The following is a 23,319-nucleotide window of genomic DNA, read 5'->3' on the forward strand; positions in this document are numbered from 1 at the left end:
AAGTCTTGCCCGCGCCGTCGGCCACGCATGCGCCCGAGGCGCGTCCAGCGTCCAGCCCGGCGCGCGCGCTGCTGGACGACCTGGCCCGCCGGCTCGCGGCCGAGCCGGGTCATGCACCCGTCCTCGCGGTGCTGCTGCCCTGCTACAACGAAGCGGCTACGGTCGCGGAAACGGTGCGGGCCTTCCAGGCGGCGCTGCCGTCGGCGACCGTCTATGTCTATGACAACAATTCGACCGACGGCACCGCCGAGGTGGCGCTGTCGGCCGGTGCGGTCGTTCGCCACGAGCCCTATCAAGGCAAAGGCAATGTCGTGCGGCGGATGTTCGCCGACATCGATGCCGACGTCTATGTGATGGCCGATGGCGACATGACCTATGACCCGACGGCCGCGCCGGAGCTTGTCGAACGGCTGATCGCCGGTCAGCTCGACATGGTGGTCGGCGCTCGCGTCGAGACCGCCGATGCCGCCTATCGGCGCGGTCACCGGCTCGGCAACCGCCTGTTCAACCGGATGACCTGGGCGATGTTTCACTCGCCGTTCAAGGACATCTTTTCCGGCTATCGGGTGTTTTCACGGCGTTTCGCCAAGTCGTTTCCGGCTTCGTCCTCCGGCTTCGAGATCGAGGCGGAGCTGACCGTCCACGCGCTCGACCTGAAACTGCGCACCGACGAGGTGCCCTTGCCTTATGGCAAGCGTCCGGACAATTCGCACTCCAAGCTCAGGACCTATCGCGACGGCGCACGCATCCTGTGGACCCTGGTGAACATGTTCCGCACGGTGCATCCGTTCCGCTTCTACGGCCTGATCGCCGGCGGGCTGACGCTCACCAGCATCGGGCTCGCCGCGCCGATCGTGCAGACCTGGCTGGCGACCGGCCTGGTCCCGCGCTTTCCGACTGCCATCCTGTCGGCGGCGATCATGCAGCTCGCTTTCCTCATGCTGGTCTGCGGGCTGGTGGTCGATTCGATCTCGGACGCGCGCCGCGAGATCAAGCGCATGCGCTATCTCGACCTGAGCGCCGCCGGCGACGGCCGGCCCTGAGGCGGGCAAAGTCGAGCGTATCGACAGGTCGCGTCAGTGCGTATGTCGCGCGCTCGCATTTTCATCTAAACACCGCCGACCATGGTGGGCTGCCGAGACGGAGCGGCGGCTGCCGCGGCCTGCGGGGATGTGCCTTGTCTCGTCCGAATGATCATCTCGCCATGCTGGAACGTGCACATGAGCTCCATCAGGCCGGCGACTGGCATGCGGCGCTCGATGCCTGTGCGCCGCTGACGGCGGCCGGACGTGTCGACGTCGATGCGCTGCTGCTCTCGGGCATCATCTGGCTCGAGCAAGGTGCGACCGACAAGGGCCTGGGCCTTGTGAGGGCCGCATCGAAGGCGCGCCCCGCGGATCCGACCATCACGCTCAACCTGGGCGTCGCCTATCGCAGGCTCGGGCGTCACGGTGAGGCCGTCCAGGTCCTCAAGGAAGCGCTTGGCCGGGCCCCGCGTGACCTTGGCCTGATCGTCAATCTTGCTCAGGCGCAACTGGCGTCGAAGGATTTCAACGGCGCCGACCGGGTGATCGCCAGGGCGCTCCGGCTGTTTCCCGACCATGGTGCATTGCTGCTGCTCAATATCCGGCTGCTGCGTGAACAGGGCTTGCTGAAAGAAGCCGAACTGCTTGCGCTGCGCTGCCGGGCGGCATTTCCGCAAGCGCCGGATTTCGAGGTCGAACTCGCCTTTCTCGACGTGCTGAGCGGCCTCGCCGAGGTCGCGCTTGCCCGGGTGAAGCCGATCCTGGCGCGCGAACCGGGCTTCGTTCCGGCCCTGGTGGCCGCCGCCCAGGCGAACGAGAAGCTGAAGAACTATGAGGAACTGCTCGCCTGCCGGGACGCGCTGCCGGTGGGCGAGCCGATGCGCCTGCTGGTGGATGACCTGTGTGTCGGTGCCGAACTCGTGGGATGCGAGTGGCAGGCGATCAACGGGCGCCTGGCCGCCACCGGCAAGCCCGGAAGCCAGCTGACGCTGGAGCGATCGCCCTTCACCATCACTCATCTGGTCGATGATCCCGCCGCCGTTCTGACCGCCGCCAACTGCATGCTGGAGGGCGCGCCGTTGCGGCCGCGACAGCGCCCCAGGACGGCGAAGGTCCGGTCGGACGCCAGGATCCGCGTCGGTTATCTCTCCAGTGATTTCAACCAGCATCCGGTCGGCTTTCTGCTGACCGACCTGATCTCCCTGCACGACCGTTCGGCCTTCGAGGTCATCGGGCTGTCGATCGGCGTCGACGACAAGAGTCCGGTTCGCCGTCACTATGAGCGGACGTTCGACAGCTTCGTCGATCTGGTCGGCAAGACGCTGGAGCAGGCCGTTGCCCTGGTCAAGGCGCTGGAACTCGACATTCTCGTCGATCTGAACGGCCACACGGTTGGCCGCGCGCGTGGAATTTCCGGAGCCTATGCGGCAGGGGTGCAAGTCACCTGGCTCGGCTATCCCGGCACGTTCGGCGGCCCGATTTTCGATTACACCATTGCCGATCCCTACACGGTTCCGGAGCTGGACCTGCCGCAGTTTTCCGAGAAGATCGTGCGGCTGCCCGACACCTATCAGTGCAATGTGCCGCGTCGGCCTTCCGGACGCGTCATGACGCGGGCCGACTGTGGGCTGCCCGAAAACGCTTTCGTGTTCTGCTCCTTCAACGACCCGCGCAAGATCACCCGGCCGATGGTCGCGCTGTGGTGCCGTATCCTGAAGGACGTCCCGGATGGCGTCTTCTGGGTGCATGCCAACAACAGGCTGGCGGAAAAGAACATCCGGCGGGCCGCAGCGGAAGAAGGCATTGCCGCGGAACGCATCATCATCGCGCCGGTCCTGCCGCTCGCCGATCACTTTCAGAGATTGGGCCTGGCCGACCTGTTCCTCGACACCTTCCCCTATTCCGGCCACACGACCTGTTCGGATGCGCTCGCCATGGGACTTCCGGTCCTCACCTTGCCCGGCCGGGGCATGGGCTCGCGGGTGGCGGCGAGCCTGGTGACGCTGCACGGTTTTCCGGAACTGGTGGCGGCCGATGCCGAGGACTACGTCGCCAAGGCGAAGGCCTATGCCGCCGACCGCGCCGGCTCGGCCGATCTGAAGCGCCGGATCAAGGCGGCGGTGCCGACATCGAAGCTTTATGATTCCAGCCGTTTCGCCCGGCACATGGAACAGGCCTTCAGGACCATGGTCGACATCCACCGCAGCGGCGAGCCGCCGCGCTCCTTCGATGTGGCGCCGCTGCCGGCCGCTTGACCCATCCGGCGATTTCGCGCCGGACTTCCGCCACAACGTTCGGTATATCGAACGTCATGACCTTGACCCTCCATGCCATGCAGCGCTCGGCCAATTGCTACAAAGTGCGCCTCGCGCTCGCCCATCTTGGCCAGGCTTTCGTCCTGAAGGACGTCGATATCCGCCGCGGCGATACCCGCACGCCGGAATTCCTGACCTTGAACCCGCGGGGGCGGGTGCCGGTGCTGCAACTGGACGACGGCACCGTGCTGATCGAATCGAATGCCATCCTGCTGTTCCTGGGTGAGGGCACGCGGTTCGTTCCGGAAGACAAGATCGCCCGCGCCCGCATGATGCAGTGGATGTTTTTCGAGCAGAACTCGCATCATCCCTCGATCGGGGAAGCCCGTTTCTGGATGACGCTGATCCCGGGTGGACGCGAACTGAAGCGCGACCTGATCGACGACTGGATGGAACAGGCGGAAGGCGCGCTGGCGCGCATGGAGGACCAGCTCCGGCGCCATCCCTTCATCGCCGGCGACAGTTTCACGCTCGCCGACATCGCGCTCTACGCCAACACGCATCTGGCCGAGGAGGCCGACCTCAACCTGCAGGCCTTTCCGGCGGTCGCCGCCTGGATCGGCAGGATCGCGGCCATGCCCGGCCATGTCGACATGGACTGGCGCCCCTGAGGCAGGCTGCCGTGAAGCCGGCGTCCCGGATCAGCCGATCAGGCCGTCCATCGGCCTGACCGCCAGGCTGCCGGGAAACACGATTTCGGCAAGCTGCCTGGGATCGGCGGCGAGATGGTCCCTGAGCACGCCCTTGAGCACGGCGCGCAGATCGGTGGTGGCCTTGAGGTCGCGGCCTTCATGCAGATCGGCGGGGGCCAGGCCCGGCCAGTCGGCGATCACTCGTCCGCCCTTGACCGCGCCGCCGGCGAGCAGCGCGACGGTGGCCGTGCCGTGGTCGGTCCCCTCGGTGCCGTTGACCCGCGCGGTGCGGCCGAATTCGGTGATGAAGGCGATGGCGGTTTCGTTCCAGGCCGGGCCCAGCGTGGTCCTGGCCTCGCCCAATGCCTGGTCGATGGCGGCGAGCCGGTTGGCGAGCTGGCCGGTGGCGCCGCCTTCATTGGCATGGGTGTCGAAGCCGTCGAGCGCCAGCGCGCCGACCCGCGGCCCGTCGGGCCGGGCGAGAAAGGACGCGGCGCCGCCGATCGCCTGGACGACATAGGCGGCCTGCCGGCGCGCGCCGTCGGTGGTGACCTTGCCGATATCGCGATCGGCGCGCCGCTCCAGGATTTCGGCAAGCGCCGGGTCGGTGTGGCGATAGAGCGCGATCAGCCGGTTGCTCAGATCGTCGCCGGCCGGCGGCAGCGTCTGGGGCTGCCAGGCCATGACCGGGGCCCGGCCGCGTGCGACCAGCGGCACCAGGGGGCCGATGCCGACAGCCGGCCGCCTGATGATGCGATCGCCCGGCGCCAGCGTCTCCAGCGCGCGGTTCAGCCAGCCGGATTCATGGAAGCCGAGCTTTTCGGTGCCGCTTTCCAGCAGATCCTGGCCGTCGAAATGCGACCTTTCGCGATAGGGGCTCGCCACCGCATGAACGATGAGCGCCTGTTTCGCCTGATAGAGCGCATGCAGTTGCGGCATGGCCGGATGCAGGGCGAAGAAGCCGTCGAGCGGGCGCGCCGCATTGTCGCCCGCGGCCTGAAGCGCGATGGCGCCGCGCAGACCCGCATAGGCGGGGTCGGCGAGGGGAGCCGCGAAGGACAATCCGTCGAGCGCGCCGCGCAGCACGACGACGAGCAGGCGTGGATCGCGGCCTTCTGCGCGCGCCAGCTTCGGCGCGGCGGCCCAGGCGAACAGCATGCCGGTGGTGCCGAGAAAGGCGCGCCGGGACAGGTCCAGGCGGCTCTCGCAATGGTGATGGGCGTCAAGCGGCGAGGCCGCACGGTCGTCGCCCGTGCTGCCGCCGGACCGGATCGAAAACGCCTTGGGCATCGTCACCTCCGCAGGAATTCCGGCGACATGAGCGCGATGGTCAGCCCCTGCTGGGGCGTCTCGGCGCGCTGGATCGCCTCGCGGGTCTCCGGGCTCATGGCGGGACCGAGCAGCAGCTCGGCGATCGGGACCGGCGAGCCGCCGACCTGCGCCGCGCGGACGAACAGATGCGCGATATCGACGCGCTGCACGAGGCCATCCATCCAGGGCGCGCTTTCCGTCGCGAAACCTTGCGGCGAGGGCACACGCCAGGTCGGCTGGCCGAGGACGGTCAGCGCGCGCTGGAAACGCTGCAGGTCGGGCGCGAGCCCGAGGCCGCGATGCAAGGCGACGACCCATTCGAACGGCTGGCGCAGCTTGGTGGCGGGCATCTCCAGGGCTTCGGGCGTTTCGATCAGCGCGCGCATGGTCGCCGGCAGGTCGCCGCCACTGGCAAGGAAGGCCTGCTCGACCTTGGCGACGACCTCCGCCGGCGGCTCGTCGGCGAGGAAGTGGCGGGTGAGCTTGGCCGCGATGTGGCGCGCGGTCGCCGGATGGCGCGCGAGATCGTCGAGCAGGCGCAGGCCGCCTTCCTCGCCTTCCGGGTAGCTCTTGCCGAGCACGGTCTTGGCGCCGGGCTCATGGGTGCGCGGATTGAAGCGGAACCGGAACGGCAAGGCATCCGGGTCGCCTGGATTGCCCATGGTCCAGCCGGTCAGGACATTGGCGAAGGCGGTGACGTCGTCCTGGCTGTAGCCGGTGCGCACGCCGAGCGTATGCAGCTCCAGGATTTCGCGGGCGAGATTCTCGTTCAGGCCCCGCTGTTGTCGCTTGCCGGCCGGCGAGTTCGGACCGATCGAGCGTCCGTTGTCGAGATAGACGAGCATGGCGGGATGGCGCACCGAGCCCATCAGCATGGAGGCGAAATTGCCGTCCAGGTGCCGCCGGATGGTCTCTCGTTCATAGGCGCCGGCCATGGCGCGGACCATGCCGCCCTTGTCCATGGAAATGCAGAAATGGTTCGACCAGAACCAGACGAGCCGCTCGCGCAGGCCAAGGACAGGCTCGCAGGCGCGCAGATAGCGGGCGGTGAATTCGGCGCGGATCAGCAACTCCAGCGGTGTCGGCGCGACCGGAGGCGTGGCGGCGGGCGGGCCCGCGGGCATCGGCGCCGCGCCGCCGGTTGCGGGCGGCGCGGGTGTCGCGGCCATCGGCGGGGCCGGATTGGCCGCGGGAGCCTGCGCGGCGCGCGCCTGTTGGCGCTCGGCCTGTATGGCGCGCAGGATCGCTCCCGCCTCGTCGGAGGTCTTGAGGTCTCCGGCGAGCGGCCGCTCGGGAGCCGCCAGGTCGGCGATCAGCGCCCCGCGCGGGTCGCGCGCAATGGCGTTCAGGTCTGCCTGGCTCTGGCCGGCGGAAATGCCGAGGCCGAAGCGCGCCAAAGCCAGGCGGGCAGGATCAAGACGCGGTATCGCCATTAGCGGCTCCCCTGAGTCCGGCCTGGTTCGATGTCCCGGTTCATCATAAGCGAGACTAACTGTCTGATGCCTGAACGACGGCATCATGACCAGAGCACGTTCCGCCGCCTTGCCGAATTCCACTCTGCTCTCGCGGAACCGGCTCCGGCTTGCTACGTGAAGGAAGCCCAAGGAGATGCCGATGGCCGTCAGGGTCCAGCGCGAGGATTTCGATCAGGGAGCGGAGGTCAGGCGGCTCACTGCGGGCCGCCCGGATGTCGGCGCGGTGGTCACCTTCGCCGGGCTTTGCCGCGGCACGACTGGCGCGGAGACGATCGGCGCCATGACCATCGAGACCTACGAGGCCATGGCGCTGGCGGAACTGTCGCGCATCGAGGCGGAGGCGCGCGACCGCTGGCCGCTGCAGGACGTGCTGATCATCCATCGCCACGGCCGGATGGAGCCGGGCGACAATATCGTCCTGGTGGTGACCTTGTCGGTGCATCGCGAGGCGGCCTTCCGGGCGGCCGAGTTCCTGATGGACTACCTGAAGACCCGGGCGCCGTTCTGGAAATTCGAGGAAAAGGCGTCGGGTGCCGGCTGGGTCGCGGCCAAGGCGGATGACGACGGTGCCGCGGGGCGCTGGACCGCAGGTTAGGCTGGCGCGCCGCTACGATATCGGCACATCGCTGCCGTGCATGAGGCGCAATGCGGATGCCCCGAAAAGAACCCGCGGATGCCGAAACTGCCCAGCGCCTGAGCAAAGTCCGTTCGGTGATGCCGCTGAATGCGCCGTCGTTGCCGGAGGCCCGCATGCGTCGCGTTTCGGCGCTGCGGCGTTAGCGAAATATTCACGCTGACATCCAAGTCTGCGGCCGAGGCGGTCGGCTTCTGCCGGCCTTGCCGCAAGCCCGCTGGCGAGATTCCCGGACATGATGAAATTCCGTATCGGTACCAAGCTCATGGCTTTGTCCGGGCTGGGCGTCCTGTTGGTCGGCGGCCTGATCCTGAACCAGCGGATCAGCAATGGCGCGATCGCCGAATTGCAGGCTGTCGCCGACAAGCAGCAGTCGCTGACCGTCGCGGCGCTCGGCGTCGATTCCGACATCCGGCGGACGCAGGTCGCGGTGCGTGATGTACGGCTGAGCCGGACCGCCGACGAGTTCGAGACATCGGTCAAGCGACTGGAAACCGTCCTGACCGAGAGCCTGGCGGATATCGACGCAACGTTGAGGACGGCAACGGCGCCGGAAAGCCAGGACGCATTCGCCAAGCTGAAGGCCGCCTATGCGACCTATGCCGGCTCGGTGCGCGAGATGGTGACCGTGCAAAGGGGCAATCTGGCCGAGATCGCCTTGCGCAACGAGGGAACGACGACCTGGCAGCGGACCTATGACAGGCTTCTGGCCTCGCCTGCCTTCACCGCCATGACCGACAGCACCGAGGCGGAGATCGATCTGCGCGCCGCCAATTCGGCATTCGACGCGGCGCGCGCGGCCTCCTGGCGTTTCATCGCGACCGGCGAGGTCGCGCAGCAGATGGCGATGACCCGTGCGTCGCTGCGCATCGTCGCCTCCGCGCGCGAGGCGCGCAACCGGGCCACCGAGAAATCCGTCGCCGACGCGGTCGACGTGCTGATCGCCGCGGCAAATCGTTTCATCGCCCATACCAAGGCCGCGACCACCGCCGAGGATACCAAGAACAAGATCATCGCCGAGCGCACCACGCCGCAAGGCATCGCCGCAGCCGAACTGGTCGCCACGACGGTCGGCGTGCTCCAGCAGTCGGCGGCCGCGGCCAAGCAGGATGCCGAGGCCCAAGCGGCGCAGGCCGCCGCGATCGGTCTCGGGCTGGGGCTGTTCGTTGTCCTCGTGCTGGTCGGGACGACAGTCTATTCCTCCCTCGGTGTGATCAGGCCGATCAACGGCATGACCGGCGCCATGGAGACGCTCGCCCATGGCGACACCTCGGTCGTGGTGCCCGGCACCGGGCGGGTCGACGAGATCGGCCGCATGGCTTCGGCGGTCCAGGTGTTCAAGGACAACGCGCTGGCCAAGCAGGCCCTGGAACGGGAGCAGGCAGCCGCCAAGGCGCGGGCGGAGGCCGACAAGTCGGTGATGATGTCCGCCATGGCCGACACGTTCGAGGCTGCCGTCGGCGGTATCGTCACCGCGGTTTCGTCGGCGGCGACCCAGCTGCAGTCGGCGGCCCAGACCATGTCGGCCGCGGCTGAGGAAACCTCCAACCAGTCGGTGGTCGTGGCCAATGCGTCGGAAGAGGCCTCGGCCAATGTCCGGTCGGTGTCGGCCGCCACCGATCAGTTGTCCGGTTCGGTCGAGGAGATCAGCCGGCAGGTGTCGGATTCGGCGCGGATCGCGGCGGAGGCCGAAACCAGCGCCAAGGCGACCACCGCCAAGGTCGAGCGGCTGGCGCAGGCGGCGACCAAGATCGGCGCCATTGTCGAACTGATCAGCAGCATCGCCGGCCAGACCAATCTCCTGGCGCTCAACGCCACGATCGAGGCGGCCCGCGCGGGCGAGGCCGGCCGCGGCTTCGCGGTGGTCGCCGCCGAGGTCAAGAACCTCGCCGAGCAGACCGCCAAGGCGACCAGCGAGATCGGGGCGCAGATCGCGGATATCCAGACCTCGACCAGCGATTCCGCCACGGCGATCGCCGAGATCGCCGGCATCATCCAGCGGATGAACACGATTGCCGCCGGCATCGCCTCCGCGGTCGAGGAGCAGGGCGCCGCCACCCGCGAGATCGCCCGCAACGTCCAGCAGGCGGCCTATGGGACCCAGGAGGTCTCTTCGAACATTGCCGGTGTGACCCGCGCCGCCGGAGAATCGAGCGTGGCCTCGAGCGAGGTTCTGGGATCGGCAGGCGAATTGTCCAGGCAGAGCGGGATCCTGCGCGGCGAGGTCGACAAATTCCTGGCCACTGTGCGCGCGGCCTGAAGACCCGGGCGGGCGCGGCCGTGGCTCGGTCGTGCTCGCCTGAAGGGGGCGCGGCGGCTTGTCGGCTTTACAAGTCCGCCGCCGCACCACCACTGTTGACCGTACCGGATTGAAACGGATCGCCGAGGGGAGCGCCGCATGGCCGTCACGACTTTGAACCGCCGTCATTTGCTGGGCAGCGCCGCGGCGCTGCTGGCGGCACCGGCCGTCGGCCTCGCGCAAGGCGCCAATGTGCTGAAATTCGTACCGCAGACCGATGTCGCGGTGCTCGACCCGGTCTGGACCACGACCTATCCGACGCGCGACCACGGCTTCCTGGTGTTCGACACGCTGTTCGGCATGGACGGCCAGTATCGCATGTCGCTGCAGATGCTGGAAGGCGCCCTGACCGGCGATGACGGCAAGCTGTGGACCCTGACGCTGCGCGCCGGCCTGAAATTCCATGACGGCTCGGCGGTGCTGGCGCGCGACTGCGTCGCGAGCATCAGGCGCTGGGGTGCGCGCGACGCCTTCGGCCAGGCGTTGATGGCGGCGACCGACGAGCTGTCGGCGCCCGACGACAAGACCATCCGGTTCCGGCTGAAATATCCGTTCCCCTTGCTGCCCGACGCGCTCGGCAAGTCCTCGCCCAGCATGTGCGCGATCATGCCCGAGCGGCTGGCGGTGACCTCGCCGACCGAGCGGATCACCGAAATGGTCGGTTCCGGGCCCTATAAATTCCTCACCGCCGAACGGGTGCCCGGGGCGCTGATGGCCTATCAGCGTTTCGCCGAATACGTGCCGCGCGCGACGGGGACGCCGGACTGGTCGGCCGGCCCGAAGGTCGCCCATTTCGAGCGCGTCGAATGGCGCATCATGCCGGATCCCAACACGGTGCTGGGGGCCATCCGCAACGGCGAGATCGACTGGTGGTACACACCCGACGCCGATCTGCTCCCGGCCGTCAGGCGCTTGCGCGACGTCACCACCAAGGTGATCGATCCGACCGGCTGGATCTCGACCATGCGGCTCAACCACCTGGTGCCGCCGTTCGACAATCCCGCACTGCGCCGGGCGGTGCTGAGCTTCACCTCGCAGGCCGAGTTCATGCAGGGCCAGACCAGCGAACGCGATCTCTGGAAGGACGGTGTCGGCATCTTCTGCCCGGGCACGCCGCTGGCCAATGACGCCGGCATGGAGGTGCTGACCCGGCCGCGCGACATCGGCCAGGCCAAGCAGGCGATCGCCGCGGCCGGCTACAAGGGTGAGAAGGTCGTGGTCCTCGGTGCTTCCGACATCGCGGCCTCCAGGGCCCTCTCCGATATCGGCGTCGACCTGTTGCAGAAGATGGGCTTCAATGTCGATTACCAACTGAGCGACTGGGGCACGCTGGTGCAGCGGCGCGCCAAGACCGAACCGGTCGAGCAGGGTGGCTGGAACGTCTATCACACGTTCTGGAGCGGCACCGACATGTTCACGCCGGCGGGCCATGCCTTCCTGCGCGCCAATGGCCGCTCCGCCGGACCGGGCTGGCCGACCGTCCCCGGGCTCGAGACCTTGCGCGACGACTGGTTCAGGGCGCCGGATCTCGCCGCGCAGCAGGACATCGCGCGGCGTATCCAGACGCTGGCCTTCCAGGAGGTGCCCTATGTGCCGCTCGGCCAGCGGTTCTTCCCGACGTCGTTCCGCAGCAACCTGACCGGCGTGCTGAACGGCAATCCGGTATTCTGGAACGTCAAGCGGGGTTGAGGCGAGGGGGCGTGACGGTTTTGGAGTGCCGGGCTGTCACGCCTGGGCAGGCGCCAACTCTCGGCTTCGCCCCGGTTCGGAGAGCCGCTTGAAGCGCCACTCTTACCTCCCCCAGCGGGGAGGTCGCCGCGTCAGCGGCGGGAGAGGGGGATTTGAGTGTCCAGAACAAGCTTTTGTGCGCTTCGCATGGCGACTTCTCAGCGAGCGCGGCACCCCCTCTCCCGACCTTTCGCTGCGCTCAAGGTCGACCTCTCCCCGCCGGGGCGAGGTGGGGCGGTGGTTCTCCCGCGAGGTGTCGAAGACCGCGGGGCGGCCGCGCAAGCAATTGAATGCACGGTCATTTTTCAGATGCGCGCATCCGACGCCCCCGGGAGGGGGAGGTGGCGCTCTTTTACATCGGTTCAGCGAAAGGGACTTCCGCTCTTGATCACGCCGCCTGCGGCAGGGCGATCGGGCGCTGGGCGATGTCGCGCTCGGCGGCGGCGATCGCTTCCTGCTTCTTCTCCGGGCTGATATTGACGCCCTCGGCGCGGACGAACTCGAGGTCGGTGACGCCGAAGAAGCCGAAGATCGTGCGCAGGTAGTTCTCCTGGTGATCGAGGGCCGCCGCGGGCGAGCCGGCGCTGTAGATGCCGCCGCGCGAAGAGGCGACGATGACCTTCTTGGCACCGGCGAGGCCCTCGGGGCCCTTCTCGGTGTAGCGGAAGGTCTTGCCGGATACGGCGACGCGGTCGAGCCAGGCCTTCAACTGCGAGGGAATGGCGAAATTGTACATGGGCGCGCCGACCACGACGATGTCGGCGGCGAGGAACTCCTCGAGCGCGCGGCCACCGGCGGCCAAGTCCTTCTGCAGGTCGGCGCCGTGCTGGCTCGGGTCGACCGACTGGGCCGACAGATAGGCCCCCGACAGGTGCGCGATCGGATCGGCGGCGAGATCGCGATAGGTGACCTCGAGGCCCGGATGCTCGGTCTTGAGGCGCTGGACCAACGCGGCGGTCAGGCGGCGCGAGACGGAATAGTCGCCGAGAATGCCGGAATCGATGTGCAGGAGCTTCATGGCAGGTGTCCTTGTGGCGGTAAGACGTTGGACACCCGATATATATTGAGAACAAAAATGCTGAAGTCGGCGAAATTCGAACTGATCGTTTCGATTTGGAAACGCTGAGCAGCCATTGAAACGCGGAGCCCAGGCCCATGCAGGACTTGAACGATCTCTACCTGTTTGCCGCGGTGGTCCAGCACAAGGGCTTTTCGCCGGCCGGCCGGATCCTCGGCATTCCCAAGTCCAAGCTGAGCAAACATGTCGCGCGGCTCGAGGCGCGGCTCGGCGTCCGGCTGATCGAGCGTTCGACCCGGCGGTTTCAGGTCACCGATCTCGGCCAGGAATTCTACGAGCAATGCCAGCAGGTGCTGGCCGGCGTCGAGGTTGCCGAAGCGCTGGTCGCCAAGGCGCGCGCCGAGCCGCGCGGCACCGTCAGACTGGCCTGCCCGCCGGATGTCGCCCAGGGCCTGATGGCGCGGATGCTGCCGGCCTTCCTGAAGCGCTATCCGGACGTAAGGGTGCAGATGCTCGTGTCCAATCGACGGGTCGACCTGATCGAAGAGCGCGTCGATATCGCCTTGCGGGTCCGGACCCGGCTCGACACCGACCCGAACCTGACCATGCGGGTGCTCGGCCAGAGCCGGCTGGTGCTGGTGGCGAGCCCGGATTTCATCGCGCGCCATGGCGGCGGCATCGGCATCGACAGGCTGGGTCAGGTGCCGACGCTGTCGTCGACCGAGCAGGTCGTCCAGGACAGCTGGCATCTGACCGGGCCGGACGGGCGCACGGTCCAGGTCGACCATGAGCCGCGCATCAGCAGTTCCAGCTTCATGGTGCTGAAACATGCCGCGATCGACGGCATCGGTGTCGCCCTGCTGCCGGAACAGGTGGCCGACGACGCCATCAGCGCCGGTACGCTGACCCGCATCCTGCCCGATTGGACCGCGCCGATGGGCACGATCCACCTGGTGTTCACGACCCGCCAGGGCCTGTTGCCGGCGGTGCGGGCGCTGATCGACCACATCGTCAAGGAATATCCGCGCCTGATGAGGGAGTGCACGGAAGTCCTGCAGGCGACGGGCTGAGCCGGGCCGAGCTCAGGCATCGTGTGCTCTCCGGAGGCGACAAGCGCCGCGTGTCGGTGTACAACCCGTGATACCGAGTTCAGGCTCGACGCTGGCGGCAGCGGATATGAATGACCGCATCGCCAGAGTGCAGGAACGGCCTGAACGGCCTCCAGATCGGGTGATGCAACATGGCTAGAGCACGTGCACTTACTCCGAAATCCCTGCGTCCGCGGGCCGATGGCGGCCCCGCGCCGGTTATTGCCTTGGCAGCGCCGCCGACCATTCTCCATATCGGCCCGGCGGATCTGAAAGACGCCCTCAGGAAGGGGCTGGACGATTTCTGGGCCATGCCCAGCCATCTTCTGTTCCTGTGCCTGATCTATCCCATTGCCGGCCTTTATCTCGGCCGGCTGGCGGTCGGCTTCGACGTCTTGCCGATGCTGTTTCCGCTGGCGGCCGGCTTCGCGCTGATCGGTCCCTTCGCGGCGATCGGCCTCTATGAGATCAGCCGGCGGCGCGAGCAGGGGCTCGACACCTCCTGGCGGCACGCCTTCGACGTGCTGCATTCGCCGTCGCGGGCGGCGATCGCCGAGCTCGGCGGGGTGCTGATGGTGCTGTTCCTGGTCTGGCTCGGCGTGGCGCTGATTCTCTATCGCAGCATGTTCGGCGACGAGGTGCCGCGCGATCCGATCGATTTCTTCCGCGAGATCTTCACCAGCCGGACCGGCTGGACGCTCATCGTGATCGGCAACGCCATCGGTTTCGTCTTTGCCGTGGTCACCTTGATGATCGGGGTGATCTCCTTCCCCTTGCTGCTCGATCGCAATGTCGACGCCACCACCGCCATACGCACCTCGTTGCAGGCGGTGAAGGCCAATCCGGGCACGATGGCGCTCTGGGGGCTGATCGTCGCCGGCCTCCTGGTGCTCGGCTCGATCCCGGCACTGGTCGGCCTGGCCATCGTCATGCCGGTGCTCGGCCATGCCACCTGGCACCTCTACCGCAAGGTGATCGCGCGCTGAGGCCGCCTGTCGGCGGTTCCGAGGCGGCCTTTTTCAAAGGCCGCTTCGTTTCGGCGCGAGAGGTGCTAAGACACGCCCATGCGTTTTCCGCCGTCATTCCTGGACGAGATCCGGCAACGCCTCCCCGTGTCGGAGGTGGTGGGAAAACGCGTCAAATTGAAGAAGCAGGGACGCGAATGGCGTGGGCTCTCGCCGTTCAACGCCGAGAAGACGCCGTCCTTTTATGTCAATGATCAGAAGGGCTTCTATCACTGCTTCTCGTCCGGCAAGCATGGCGACCAGTTCAGCTTCGTGATCGAGACCGAGGGGCTGTCCTTTCCCGAGGCGGTCGAGCAACTGGCGTCGCTTGCCGGCGTGCCCATGCCGAAGGTGACGGTCGAGGAGGTCCAGCGCGCCGAGAAGGCCAAGAGCCTCTACGAGGTGCTGGAGCTCGCCGCGAAATTCTTCGAGGCGCAGCTGCAGGATCGCCTGGGGGCCAAGGCGCGCGGCTATCTCGCCGGCCGGGCCCTGGGGCCGCAGACCCAGGTGAAGTTCCGCATCGGCTATGCACCGGCGGAGCGCTTCGCGCTGAAGGAACATCTTGGCGCCAAGGGCGTGCCGGTCAACGACATGATCGCGGCGGGCCTGCTGGTGCACGGCGACGACATTCCGGTTCCATGGGACCGGTTCCGCGACCGCGTGATGTTCCCGATCACCGACCTGCGCGGCCGGGTGGTGGCTTTTGGCGGCCGCGCCATGGAAAAGGATGTCCCGGCGAAATATCTGAACTCGCCGGAAACCGACCTCTTCCACAAGGGTTCGCTGCTCTACAACGCCTACGGTGCCCGCGAGCCGAGCCACAAGACCAACCGGGTCATCGCGGTCGAGGGTTATGTCGACGTCATCGCCATGGTCATGGCGGGCCTCGGCGAGACGGTGGCGCCGCTCGGCACGGCACTGACCGAAGGCCAGCTCGAGCTCCTGTGGCGCATGGCGCCGGAGCCGATCCTGCTGTTCGACGGCGACAAGGCCGGCCGGCGCGCCGCCTATCGCGCCGTCGATATCGCGCTGCCGCATCTCAAACCCGGCCGCAGCCTGATGTTCGCCAGCCTGCCCGAGGGCCAGGATCCCGACGACCTGATCCGCTCGTCCGGCCGCGAGGCGATCGATGCCGTGCTGGAGCGGGCCTTGCCTCTCGCCTCGGTGCTGTGGCAGCGCGAGACCGAGGCGGGCGTGTTCGGCACGCCGGAGAAGCGCGCCGCTCTGGAGGCGCGCTTTACCGAGGTGGTCGCCACCATTGGCGACGAGAACGTCCGGCGGCACTATCGCGACGACGTGTTCGGCCGGCTGTCCGACCTGTTCCGGCCGCAGCAGCGCGACCGGCGCGGACCGGCCAAGGGCGGATCGCAGAACGGTTTTCGCGGGCAGGGCGGGTTCGGCGGGAAGGGCGGCTTCGGCCAGGGCGGTTTCGCGGTGCCCGACCATCGGCCGTCGCCCTCGCTCGCCAATTCGGCGCTGGTGCGCGGTCCCAGGGCGTCGATGCCGCTGCGCGAGTCGCTGATCCTGACCGCGCTCATCAACCATCCCTGGTTGATCGACGGCGCGGAAGAGGATATTGCCGCGCTCGATTTCCGTCATCCGCAGGCGGAAAGCCTCAAAGTTGCCTTGTTGGAAGTGCATGCGCACGGCGTCGAGGGAGAGCAGGTAGCCTATGCATCTGCGCTGATGGCACGCGGGCATGCCACGCTAATCCAGCAAATCCGCGCCATTGTGACCACCGGGGCCGTCTGGGGCGCCATGCCGGGCGCGGCAAGAATCGACGTCGAAGTCACCTTCGGCCAACTCCTGACCTTGCATCGCAAGATGCAAGCGCTAATTAAGGAAATCAGGGATGCCGAGCGTGCCTTCGGCGAGGACCCCACCGAAGCGAATGAGCGCTGGCTGATCGACGTCAAACGTCGTGAAGCGGAGCTCTCCGGCACCGAAGCCCTGATCGAGGGGTTCGGCCATTCGTCCGGACGGGGAAATCGGTCGGGATGAGCAAGCGTGCATGCAAGAGGACGGGCAGGACCGCGCAGCGGAGACGAGGCGGCGGGTCATGGTTCATGAGGGCTTAAGGACAGAGGCCTTAAGGGTAGCGAATCACTAGCGGTCGGGGCGCGCTCCAGGCGAGCGCCGCCCCTTTTTTGGCGTTGCGGCGGGCCTTGAACCCACCCCGACGCGCCATGCGGGGTCAGCACCCCCGGCGAGCGATGGACGACGAAATGGCAACGAAGGCAACCGAGAAAACGGAAGGCGCGGATCAGGAGACCGAGGCTCCCGACAGCCCGCTCCTCGATCTCTCCGATGCCGGTGTCCGTGCGATGATCAAGCGCGCCAAGAAGCGCGGCTATGTGACCATCGACGAAATCAACGCGGTGATGCCTGCTGCCTCGTTCACCTCGGACCAGATCGAGGACATGAATGCGATGCTCAGTGAGATGGGCATCAATGTCGTCGACAATGAGGACAATGCCGAGGAAGGCGAGGGCGAGGCGCCGGCGGCCGACGAGGCCGACGAAGCCGATACCGAGATGACGGAAGCCTCGTCGCGGGCGGTCGTCAAGTCCGAACGCGCCTCCGAGCCGCTCGACCGCACCGACGATCCGGTGCGCATGTACCTGCGCGAAATGGGCTCGGTGGAGCTGTTGTCGCGCGAAGGCGAAATCGCCATCGCCAAGCGCATCGAGGCCGGCCGCGAGGCCATGATCGCTGGCCTGTGCGAGAGCCCGCTGACCTTCCAGGCCATCATCATCTGGCGCGACGAGCTGAACGAAGGCAAGATCTACCTTCGCGACATCATCGATCTCGAAGCGACCTATGCCGGACCGGATGCCAAGAACGCGCCGGTCGTGACCGAGGGCGAAGCTCCGATCGCGCCGGAAGGCGAGGTCGACGGCCTGCCGCCGGGCGTCACCGAGAGCGATCTCGACGAAGACGACATGGAAAATGCCGTGTCGCTCGCCGCCATGGAAGCGGAACTGAAGCCGAAGGTCCTCGAGATCTTCGACATGATCGCCGACGAGTACAAGAAGCTGCGCCGGCTGCAGGACCAGAACGTCGAGAACCGGCTGAACGACACCAAGCTGTCGCCGAGCCAGGAACGCCGGGCCAAGAAGCTCTCGGAAGACCTGGTGCTGCACGTCAAGTCGCTGTCCCTCAACCAGGCGCGCATCGACGCGCTGGTCGAGCAGCTCTACGACATCAACAAGCGGTTGGTCGGTTATGAGGGCAGGCTCCTGCGCCTGGCCGAGAGCTATGGCGTCGACCGCCTGTCGTTCTTGAAGGAATATCAGGGCTCGGAACTCGATCCGAACTGGATCCGCCGCGTCGCTTCGCTCGGCGCCCGCGGCTGGAAGGACTTCGTCGCCTCCGAGAAGGACACGGTGAAGGAGATCCGCGCCGAGATTCAGGCGCTGGCGACCGAAACCGCCCTGGAGATCGGCGAGTTCCGCAAGATCGTCCAGATGGTGCAGAAGGGCGAGCGCGAGGCGCGCCAGGCCAAGAAGGAAATGGTCGAGGCCAACCTGCGCCTGGTCATCTCGATCGCCAAGAAATACACCAATCGCGGCCTGCAGTTCCTGGATCTGATCCAGGAGGGCAATATCGGCCTGATGAAGGCGGTCGATAAGTTCGAATATCGCCGCGGCTACAAGTTCTCGACCTATGCCACCTGGTGGATCCGGCAGGCGATCACCCGATCGATCGCCGATCAGGCCCGCACCATCCGCATTCCCGTGCACATGATCGAGACGATCAACAAGATCGTCCGCACCTCGCGCCAGATGCTGCACGAGATCGGCCGCGAGCCGACCCCGGAGGAGCTGGCCGAAAAGCTCGGCATGCCCCTGGAAAAGGTGCGCAAGGTCCTGAAGATCGCCAAGGAACCGATCAGCCTGGAGACGCCGATCGGCGACGAGGAGGATTCGCATCTCGGCGATTTCATCGAGGACAAGAACGCCATACTGCCGATCGACGCGGCCATTCAGTCGAACCTGCGTGAAACCACCACGCGGGTTCTGGCCTCGCTCACCCCGCGCGAGGAGCGCGTGCTGCGCATGCGCTTCGGCATCGGCATGAACACCGACCACACCCTCGAAGAGGTCGGCCAGCAGTTCTCGGTGACCCGCGAGCGTATCCGCCAGATCGAGGCCAAGGCGCTCAGGAAGCTGAAGCACCCCTCGCGCTCGCGCAAGCTCAGGTCGTTCCTCGACAACTGACCGGCGCTGCGCTTCACCGGGGTTTTCCCGGCGCCTGTCCATTTCCCAATGCCCGGCCCTCGTGCCGGGCATTGTCTTATGCCGGATCCGCGCGGCCCGAGGCCGGTGCGCGCCTGGGGTGAGGCTATCGCGCCGGCTCGTTTCCTGCGCGACTTCAGGCCAAGGGATCGCGGCGAGGCGGTCGCGGCGCCGGTCGCAGGCCAGGTCGCCGATCTCGATATGTGGCGGGCTGAGCCGGACTTCGCCGTCCGGTGACCATGGTTTCAATCCAAGACACCACGACGCGGCCGTGGTCTCACGCAGGACCCGGCGCGCTTTCGTGACCCGGAGATGTCATTGCTTCGCTCGCCGCGCCTTCTCTACGCCGCCCTGGCCATCGTGACGATCGCGGCCGGGCTCGCCTGCCGCTCGCCGATGCTCGGCCTGTCGCCGTTCTACGCCAAATATGCCGGCTCGATCCTGTGGGGTGGCATGGTCTATTGGCTCGTCGCCATGCTCACGCCGAAAGCGCATCCGGCGGTTGCGGCCGGGTTGGCCGCCCTGGTGGCGATCGGCGGGGAATTCAGCCAGTTGATCCATATCGGCTGGCTCGACCAGTTTCGCAGCACGCGGATCGGCGTGCTGCTGCTCGGGCGCTACTTCGCCTGGGCCGACATTGCCGCCTATCTCATCGGCATCGCGCCGGCGGCCGTGCTGGATCGCCTTGTTGTGCGACGGGCGTAAAAAAGCGCGCGGCCGGAACCAAGGTTCCGGCCGCGCCTATCGTCAATTCTGCTGCGGCCGCTGGCCGGTGAAGCTGCCCGGCATGGGCAGGCGCTGCCCGCCACCCTGCGGCGGCCTCACCACCGGAGGCTGGACGACCGGCGGGCGTCCGCCGCCACCGGGCGGCTGAACGATCGGCGGACGTCCACCGCCACCCGGCGGACGCTCCCAGCCCGGCGGTCTGCCGCCACCCGGCGGACGTTCCCAGCCCGGCGGCCTGCCGCCACCCGGCGGACGTTCCCAGCCCGGCGGCCTGCCGCCCCCTGGCGGACGCTCCCAGCCCGGCGGCCTGCCGCCCCCTGGCGGACGCTCCCAACCCGGTGGCCGGCCCGGCGGCCGTTCCCAACCCGGCGGACGCGGCGGCGGCCGATGCCAATGCGGCGGCCGCTGATAGACCGGCCCGGGGATATAGACCGGCGGGGCGATATAGACCGGTGGTGGTTCATAGACCGGCGGCGCGATCTCGGGAGCCCCGTCCAGGCCCGCCAGATAGCTGCCGGAGACCCAGCCGACGATGCCGCGATAGACCACCCGGCACCAACTGCCGTTGCAGCCCTGGACGTCGACGCCGGCACCCTCGGGAAGTGTGGCGACCCGCCCGAAATTGGTTCCGGGGCCGGCTCGCATATTGACATCCGCCGTCGTGACGGCCTCGGCCGCCTGGGCAGCGGCTGGGAACAACAGTGCGGCGAACAATGCGCCGGCGACAGCTATTCCGAGCTGTCGACGTCTTGTCTGTCGCAATCGCATGGGCATGCTTCCTTTCACTGCCCGGCGCCGGGCGGGGCGCCGCTACGGCATCTTAGCCGGAACCGGCGTCGCGAACCACTGTCGGGCATGCCGCAGGGGATGCGAGGTCTCGCTTCGGTCCACGCATTGCCGCGCCCGGGCGAAACAGCCGCCGGTGGGGCGGGGGCGAATAAATCAGAACTTCAATGCCTGGTTGTGGCCATTCGTCTTGCGGTTCCTCAGCGTCATCTATCGATGGTGGCAAGACATGGCCAGTGCAAGGATGATGTCACCGGATTGTTTTATCGGTTGTTCTGTGCGGTGACGAGATACCGCAGGCCGATTCGTGCGGCAATGCCTTGGATCGCCGACAGGGTTGTTCACCCCGGACGGGTTTTTGCGGGGTAATTCCGCAATTGATTAAAAAGCGGTGTTCTTCGTTAGCCGCGGCAAAAGTGATTCCAATTAGACGAGAATGCGCCCGATCACATCTGCCGACGCCAGTCCGAGCCCGCCCGATGTCCTCCGCCGCCATGCAGCATCGTCGATTCGCCGAGGTGGTCGATTTCGAGCGCCGACGGGATGTCCGGGTCATCACCAATATCGTCGGACGCTACATGCTGGGATCGAAACGCGACGATTTCGGCAATCGCCGCGAGTTCGCCTGCCGGGCCCTCAACATCTCGTCGCAGGGCATGCTGCTGGCGGCGCCGGTGAGCGGGGCGGTCGGCGAGCGGGTGATCGCCTATTTCGCCCAGTTCGGAAAGCTCGAAGGCGCGATCGCGCGGCTGATGGAGCGTGGCTTCGTCATGACGATTTCCGGCACGCCGACCGAACGGGCGCGGCTGGCGGCAAAGCTCGCCTGGCTCGAGGATCACAAGAACCACGATATTCCGGATTCCCGGCAATATCAGCGGATCGTGCCGCGCCGGCCCTATTCGACCCTGACGCTGGTCGACGGCACGACATCGACCTGCCTGGTCATCGACATGTCGATTTCGGGGGTCGCCGTGTCGGCCGACCTGCTGCCGCCGATCGGCACGCCGATCGCGGTCGGCATGGTGGTCGGCCGGGTCCGGCGTCATTTCGCCGAGGGTTTCGCCATCGAATTCGCCGAGACCCAGGACATCGAAACCCTGCCGCATCGGCTGATCAGGCTGTGAGGCGGCCCGGCGGCTTGCGCCGGACCGCTTCGATTTGCCGCGCGGCCTCGCCTCATTCGGCCGCTTCGTCCTCGCCGACCGGCACGGTGTCGTCCGGCTCGACGCCGAACATATCCGTGCCGGACTGGCGCTCGAACAGGCGGCGATAGATGCCGTCCGTGCCGGCGAGCAGGCTGTCATGGGTGCCCTGCTCGACGATGCGGCCATGATCGAACACCAGGATGCGGTCGAGCGTCCGCACCGTCGACAGCCTGTGGGCGATGACGATGGCGGTCCGCCCGCGCATCAGCCGCTCCATGGCCTCCTGGATCAGCGCCTCCGATTCCGAATCGAGGCTCGATGTCGCCTCGTCCAGGATCAGGATCGGCGCATCCGCCAGGAAGGCGCGGGCGAGCGCCACGCGCTGCCTTTCGCCGCCGGAGAGCTTCACGCCGCGCTCGCCGACCAGCGTGCCGTAGCCGTCGGGCAGGCGCTCGATGAAGCCATGGGCATTGGCGAGCATGGCCGCCCGCTCGATCTCCTGCATCGACGCGCCGGGCCTGGCATAGGCGATGTTCTCGGCGAGCGAGCGGTGGAACAGCACCGGCTCCTGCTGCACGATGGCGATCTGCGAGCGCAGCGACGCCTGGGTCACGCCGGCCAGGTCCTGGCCGTCGATGATCACCCGGCCGCCCTGCACGTCGTAGAGCCGCTGGATCAGCTTGACGAAGGTGGTCTTGCCCGAGCCGGAATGGCCGACCAGGCCGACCCGTTCACCGGCCGCGATGGTCAGCGACAGGTGATCGTAGAGCGGCGTGGCGTGATGGCCATAGTGGAAGGTCACGTCGTCGAACCTGACTTCGCCGGCGGCGATCCGGATCGGCACCGCGTCGGCGCGATCGGCGACGCCGAGCGGCTGGTCGTGGATCGCCACCAGCTCCTCCATCTCGTTGACCGAGCGCTGCAGGTGGTTGATGTGCATGCCGATGTCGCGCAGGTAGCCGTGCACGACGAAATAAGTGGTCAGCACATAGGTCACCTCGCCGGGCGTCGCCTTGCCGTTCCACCACAGCCACAGCGCGATGGCCGTGACCGCGGTGCGGATGACCAGCAGCGCCACCAATTGCACCGTGCCGCTCACCGTGTAGCGGGTCCAGGTGCGCGCGGTGCGGCCGCGCCAGCGGGTGACGGCGCGCGCCAGCCGACGGTCCTCGCGCGCCTCGGCGCCGAAGGCCTTGACCACCGCGTTGCAGGCGAGCGCATCGGCCAGCACGCCGCCGAGCTTGGTGTCCATGGCGTTCGAGCGCTTGGCCACCGGTGCGATGTAGCGGGTCGAGAAGATGATGGTCATGGTGACATAGGCGATGGTGCCCACCGCGATGACCAGGCCCAGCACCGGCCAGTGCAGGCCGAGCAGCAGCATGGTGCCGACCAGCACCACCACCGAGGGTAGCAGCGCCAGCAGCAGGGTGTCGTCGATCATGTCGAGCGCCCACATGCCGCGAGTGATCTGGCGCACCACCGAGCCGGCGAAGCTGTTGGCGTGCCAGTCGGTCGACAGGCGCTGGACCCGGTGAAAGCCGTTCTGCACCAGCCGCGACATGATGCGCAGGGTCAGCGGAATGACCCAGCTCCAGGCGATATGGCGCAGCGTCACCATGGCGGCGCCGAGCGCTGCCATGGTCAGGAAGGCCGAGATCGCGGCGTCGCGCGCCTGCTCGCGGCTCAGGGCGGCATTCGATAGGGCGTCGACCAGCCGGCCGGCGAACAGCGGCAGGAAGACGTCGGCAAGCGTCGCCAGCGTGATCATGCCGGCGATGCTGGCGACCAGCAGTTTCTCCTGGCGCCAGTGGCGGAAGACGAAAGGCAGGACGGTCCGGAGGGCATCCGGCCGACGGTTCGAATTGGCGGACATGCTGTGTTCCGACGCCCGGGGC

At 67.3% G+C, this 23,319-nt stretch carries 17 protein-coding genes; 12 read left to right on the forward strand and 5 right to left on the reverse strand.

The window, feature by feature from the left end; translation table 11 throughout:
• Nucleotides 1–71: 71 nt before the first annotated feature.
• From AC07WJ_RS10685 to AC07WJ_RS10695, 3 genes are all read left to right on the forward strand, one after another.
• Nucleotides 72–1,043, forward strand: coding sequence for a glycosyltransferase family 2 protein (locus AC07WJ_RS10685; protein ID WP_494934767.1), 972 nt, complete (start codon nt 72–74; stop codon nt 1,041–1,043).
• A 161-nt stretch (nt 1,044–1,204) separates the two neighbouring features.
• A complete protein-coding gene (locus AC07WJ_RS10690; RefSeq protein WP_494934544.1) occupies nt 1,205–3,280 on the forward strand; it encodes an O-linked N-acetylglucosamine transferase family protein in 2,076 nt (691 codons plus the stop codon).
• 56 nt (nt 3,281–3,336) lie between these two features.
• A complete protein-coding gene (locus tag AC07WJ_RS10695; protein ID WP_494934545.1) occupies nt 3,337–3,951 on the forward strand; it encodes a glutathione S-transferase family protein in 615 nt (204 codons plus the stop codon).
• A 30-nt stretch (nt 3,952–3,981) separates the two neighbouring features.
• Here the strand turns inward: AC07WJ_RS10695 and AC07WJ_RS10700 are convergent, their stop codons facing one another.
• Nucleotides 3,982–5,130 carry a DUF1501 domain-containing protein gene (locus AC07WJ_RS10700; RefSeq protein WP_494934768.1) on the reverse strand — a complete coding sequence of 383 codons (1,149 nt, stop codon included), beginning with the start codon at nt 5,128–5,130 and terminating at the stop codon, nt 3,982–3,984.
• Between the two features lie 134 nt (nt 5,131–5,264).
• Nucleotides 5,265–6,839: a DUF1800 domain-containing protein gene (locus tag AC07WJ_RS10705; protein WP_494934546.1), complete on the reverse strand. Its 1,575-nt coding sequence runs from the start codon at nt 6,837–6,839 to the stop codon at nt 5,265–5,267.
• A 58-nt stretch (nt 6,840–6,897) separates the two neighbouring features.
• Here AC07WJ_RS10705 and AC07WJ_RS10710 point away from each other — a divergent pair, with 58 nt between their 5' ends.
• From AC07WJ_RS10710 to AC07WJ_RS10720, 3 genes are all read left to right on the forward strand, one after another.
• Nucleotides 6,898–7,353: a molybdenum cofactor biosynthesis protein MoaE gene (locus AC07WJ_RS10710; protein WP_494934547.1), complete on the forward strand. Its 456-nt coding sequence runs from the start codon at nt 6,898–6,900 to the stop codon at nt 7,351–7,353.
• 274 nt (nt 7,354–7,627) lie between these two features.
• A complete protein-coding gene (locus AC07WJ_RS10715) occupies nt 7,628–9,652 on the forward strand; it encodes a methyl-accepting chemotaxis protein (protein WP_494934548.1) in 2,025 nt (674 codons plus the stop codon).
• A 138-nt stretch (nt 9,653–9,790) separates the two neighbouring features.
• Entirely contained in the window at nt 9,791–11,380 is a 1,590-nt protein-coding gene (locus AC07WJ_RS10720; protein WP_494934549.1) for an ABC transporter substrate-binding protein, read from the forward strand.
• 427 nt (nt 11,381–11,807) lie between these two features.
• On the opposite strand, the gene AC07WJ_RS10725 is transcribed toward AC07WJ_RS10720, so the two are convergent.
• Nucleotides 11,808–12,437, reverse strand: a complete 630-nt coding sequence (locus AC07WJ_RS10725; protein WP_494934550.1) for an FMN-dependent NADH-azoreductase — start codon at nt 12,435–12,437, stop codon at nt 11,808–11,810.
• Nucleotides 12,438–12,574: 137 nt separating this feature from the next.
• On the opposite strand from AC07WJ_RS10725, the gene AC07WJ_RS10730 reads away from it, so the two are divergent.
• The 5 genes from AC07WJ_RS10730 (at nt 12,575) to AC07WJ_RS10750 (ending at nt 19,472) form a co-directional block, all read left to right on the forward strand.
• Entirely contained in the window at nt 12,575–13,507 is a 933-nt protein-coding gene (locus AC07WJ_RS10730; RefSeq protein WP_494934551.1) for a LysR family transcriptional regulator, read from the forward strand.
• 245 nt (nt 13,508–13,752) lie between these two features.
• The gene (locus tag AC07WJ_RS10735; RefSeq protein WP_494934552.1) at nt 13,753–14,511 is read left to right on the forward strand and encodes a DUF2189 domain-containing protein; all 759 of its coding nucleotides are present in this window, start codon (nt 13,753–13,755) and stop codon (nt 14,509–14,511) included.
• 78 nt (nt 14,512–14,589) lie between these two features.
• Nucleotides 14,590–16,530 carry a DNA primase gene (gene dnaG / locus AC07WJ_RS10740; RefSeq protein WP_494934553.1) on the forward strand — a complete coding sequence of 647 codons (1,941 nt, stop codon included), beginning with the start codon at nt 14,590–14,592 and terminating at the stop codon, nt 16,528–16,530.
• Between the two features lie 224 nt (nt 16,531–16,754).
• On the forward strand, nt 16,755–18,749 hold the full coding sequence (gene rpoD, locus AC07WJ_RS10745) for an RNA polymerase sigma factor RpoD (RefSeq protein WP_494934554.1): 1,995 nt from the start codon (nt 16,755–16,757) through the stop codon (nt 18,747–18,749).
• A gap of 330 nt (nt 18,750–19,079) precedes the next feature.
• Complete coding sequence (locus AC07WJ_RS10750; RefSeq protein WP_494934555.1) at nt 19,080–19,472, forward strand: ribosomal maturation YjgA family protein; 393 nt, start codon at nt 19,080–19,082, stop codon at nt 19,470–19,472.
• A 42-nt stretch (nt 19,473–19,514) separates the two neighbouring features.
• On the opposite strand, the gene AC07WJ_RS10755 is transcribed toward AC07WJ_RS10750, so the two are convergent.
• A complete protein-coding gene (locus tag AC07WJ_RS10755; RefSeq protein WP_494934556.1) occupies nt 19,515–20,138 on the reverse strand; it encodes an SH3 domain-containing protein in 624 nt (207 codons plus the stop codon).
• 620 nt (nt 20,139–20,758) lie between these two features.
• On the opposite strand from AC07WJ_RS10755, the gene AC07WJ_RS10760 reads away from it, so the two are divergent.
• The gene (locus tag AC07WJ_RS10760) at nt 20,759–21,403 is read left to right on the forward strand and encodes a PilZ domain-containing protein (protein WP_494934557.1); all 645 of its coding nucleotides are present in this window, start codon (nt 20,759–20,761) and stop codon (nt 21,401–21,403) included.
• A gap of 52 nt (nt 21,404–21,455) precedes the next feature.
• Here the strand turns inward: AC07WJ_RS10760 and AC07WJ_RS10765 are convergent, their stop codons facing one another.
• Nucleotides 21,456–23,297, reverse strand: a complete 1,842-nt coding sequence (locus AC07WJ_RS10765; protein WP_494934558.1) for an ABC transporter ATP-binding protein — start codon at nt 23,295–23,297, stop codon at nt 21,456–21,458.
• Nucleotides 23,298–23,319: the final 22 nt, after the last annotated feature.

It is taken from the genome of Phreatobacter sp. GW821-FHT04C01 (assembly GCF_059420385.1).

Coding starts and splice junctions, on each gene's coding strand:
- AC07WJ_RS10690 (WP_494934544.1), top strand. CDS start 1,205: ATGCTGGAACGTGCACATGAGCTCCATCAGGCCGGCGACTGGCATGCG.
- AC07WJ_RS10695 (WP_494934545.1), top strand. CDS start 3,337: ATGACCTTGACCCTCCATGCCATGCAGCGCTCGGCCAATTGCTACAAA.
- AC07WJ_RS10700 (WP_494934768.1), bottom strand. CDS start 5,130: ATGCTGTTCGCCTGGGCCGCCGCGCCGAAGCTGGCGCGCGCAGAAGGC.
- AC07WJ_RS10710 (WP_494934547.1), top strand. CDS start 6,898: ATGGCCGTCAGGGTCCAGCGCGAGGATTTCGATCAGGGAGCGGAGGTC.
- AC07WJ_RS10715 (WP_494934548.1), top strand. CDS start 7,628: ATGATGAAATTCCGTATCGGTACCAAGCTCATGGCTTTGTCCGGGCTG.
- AC07WJ_RS10720 (WP_494934549.1), top strand. CDS start 9,791: ATGGCCGTCACGACTTTGAACCGCCGTCATTTGCTGGGCAGCGCCGCG.
- AC07WJ_RS10725 (WP_494934550.1), bottom strand. CDS start 12,437: ATGAAGCTCCTGCACATCGATTCCGGCATTCTCGGCGACTATTCCGTC.
- AC07WJ_RS10730 (WP_494934551.1), top strand. CDS start 12,575: ATGCAGGACTTGAACGATCTCTACCTGTTTGCCGCGGTGGTCCAGCAC.
- dnaG (WP_494934553.1), top strand. CDS start 14,590: ATGCGTTTTCCGCCGTCATTCCTGGACGAGATCCGGCAACGCCTCCCC.
- rpoD (WP_494934554.1), top strand. CDS start 16,755: ATGGCAACGAAGGCAACCGAGAAAACGGAAGGCGCGGATCAGGAGACC.
- AC07WJ_RS10750 (WP_494934555.1), top strand. CDS start 19,080: ATGTCATTGCTTCGCTCGCCGCGCCTTCTCTACGCCGCCCTGGCCATC.
- AC07WJ_RS10755 (WP_494934556.1), bottom strand. CDS start 20,138: ATGCGAGCCGGCCCCGGAACCAATTTCGGGCGGGTCGCCACACTTCCC.
- AC07WJ_RS10760 (WP_494934557.1), top strand. CDS start 20,759: ATGTCCTCCGCCGCCATGCAGCATCGTCGATTCGCCGAGGTGGTCGAT.
- AC07WJ_RS10765 (WP_494934558.1), bottom strand. CDS start 23,297: ATGTCCGCCAATTCGAACCGTCGGCCGGATGCCCTCCGGACCGTCCTG.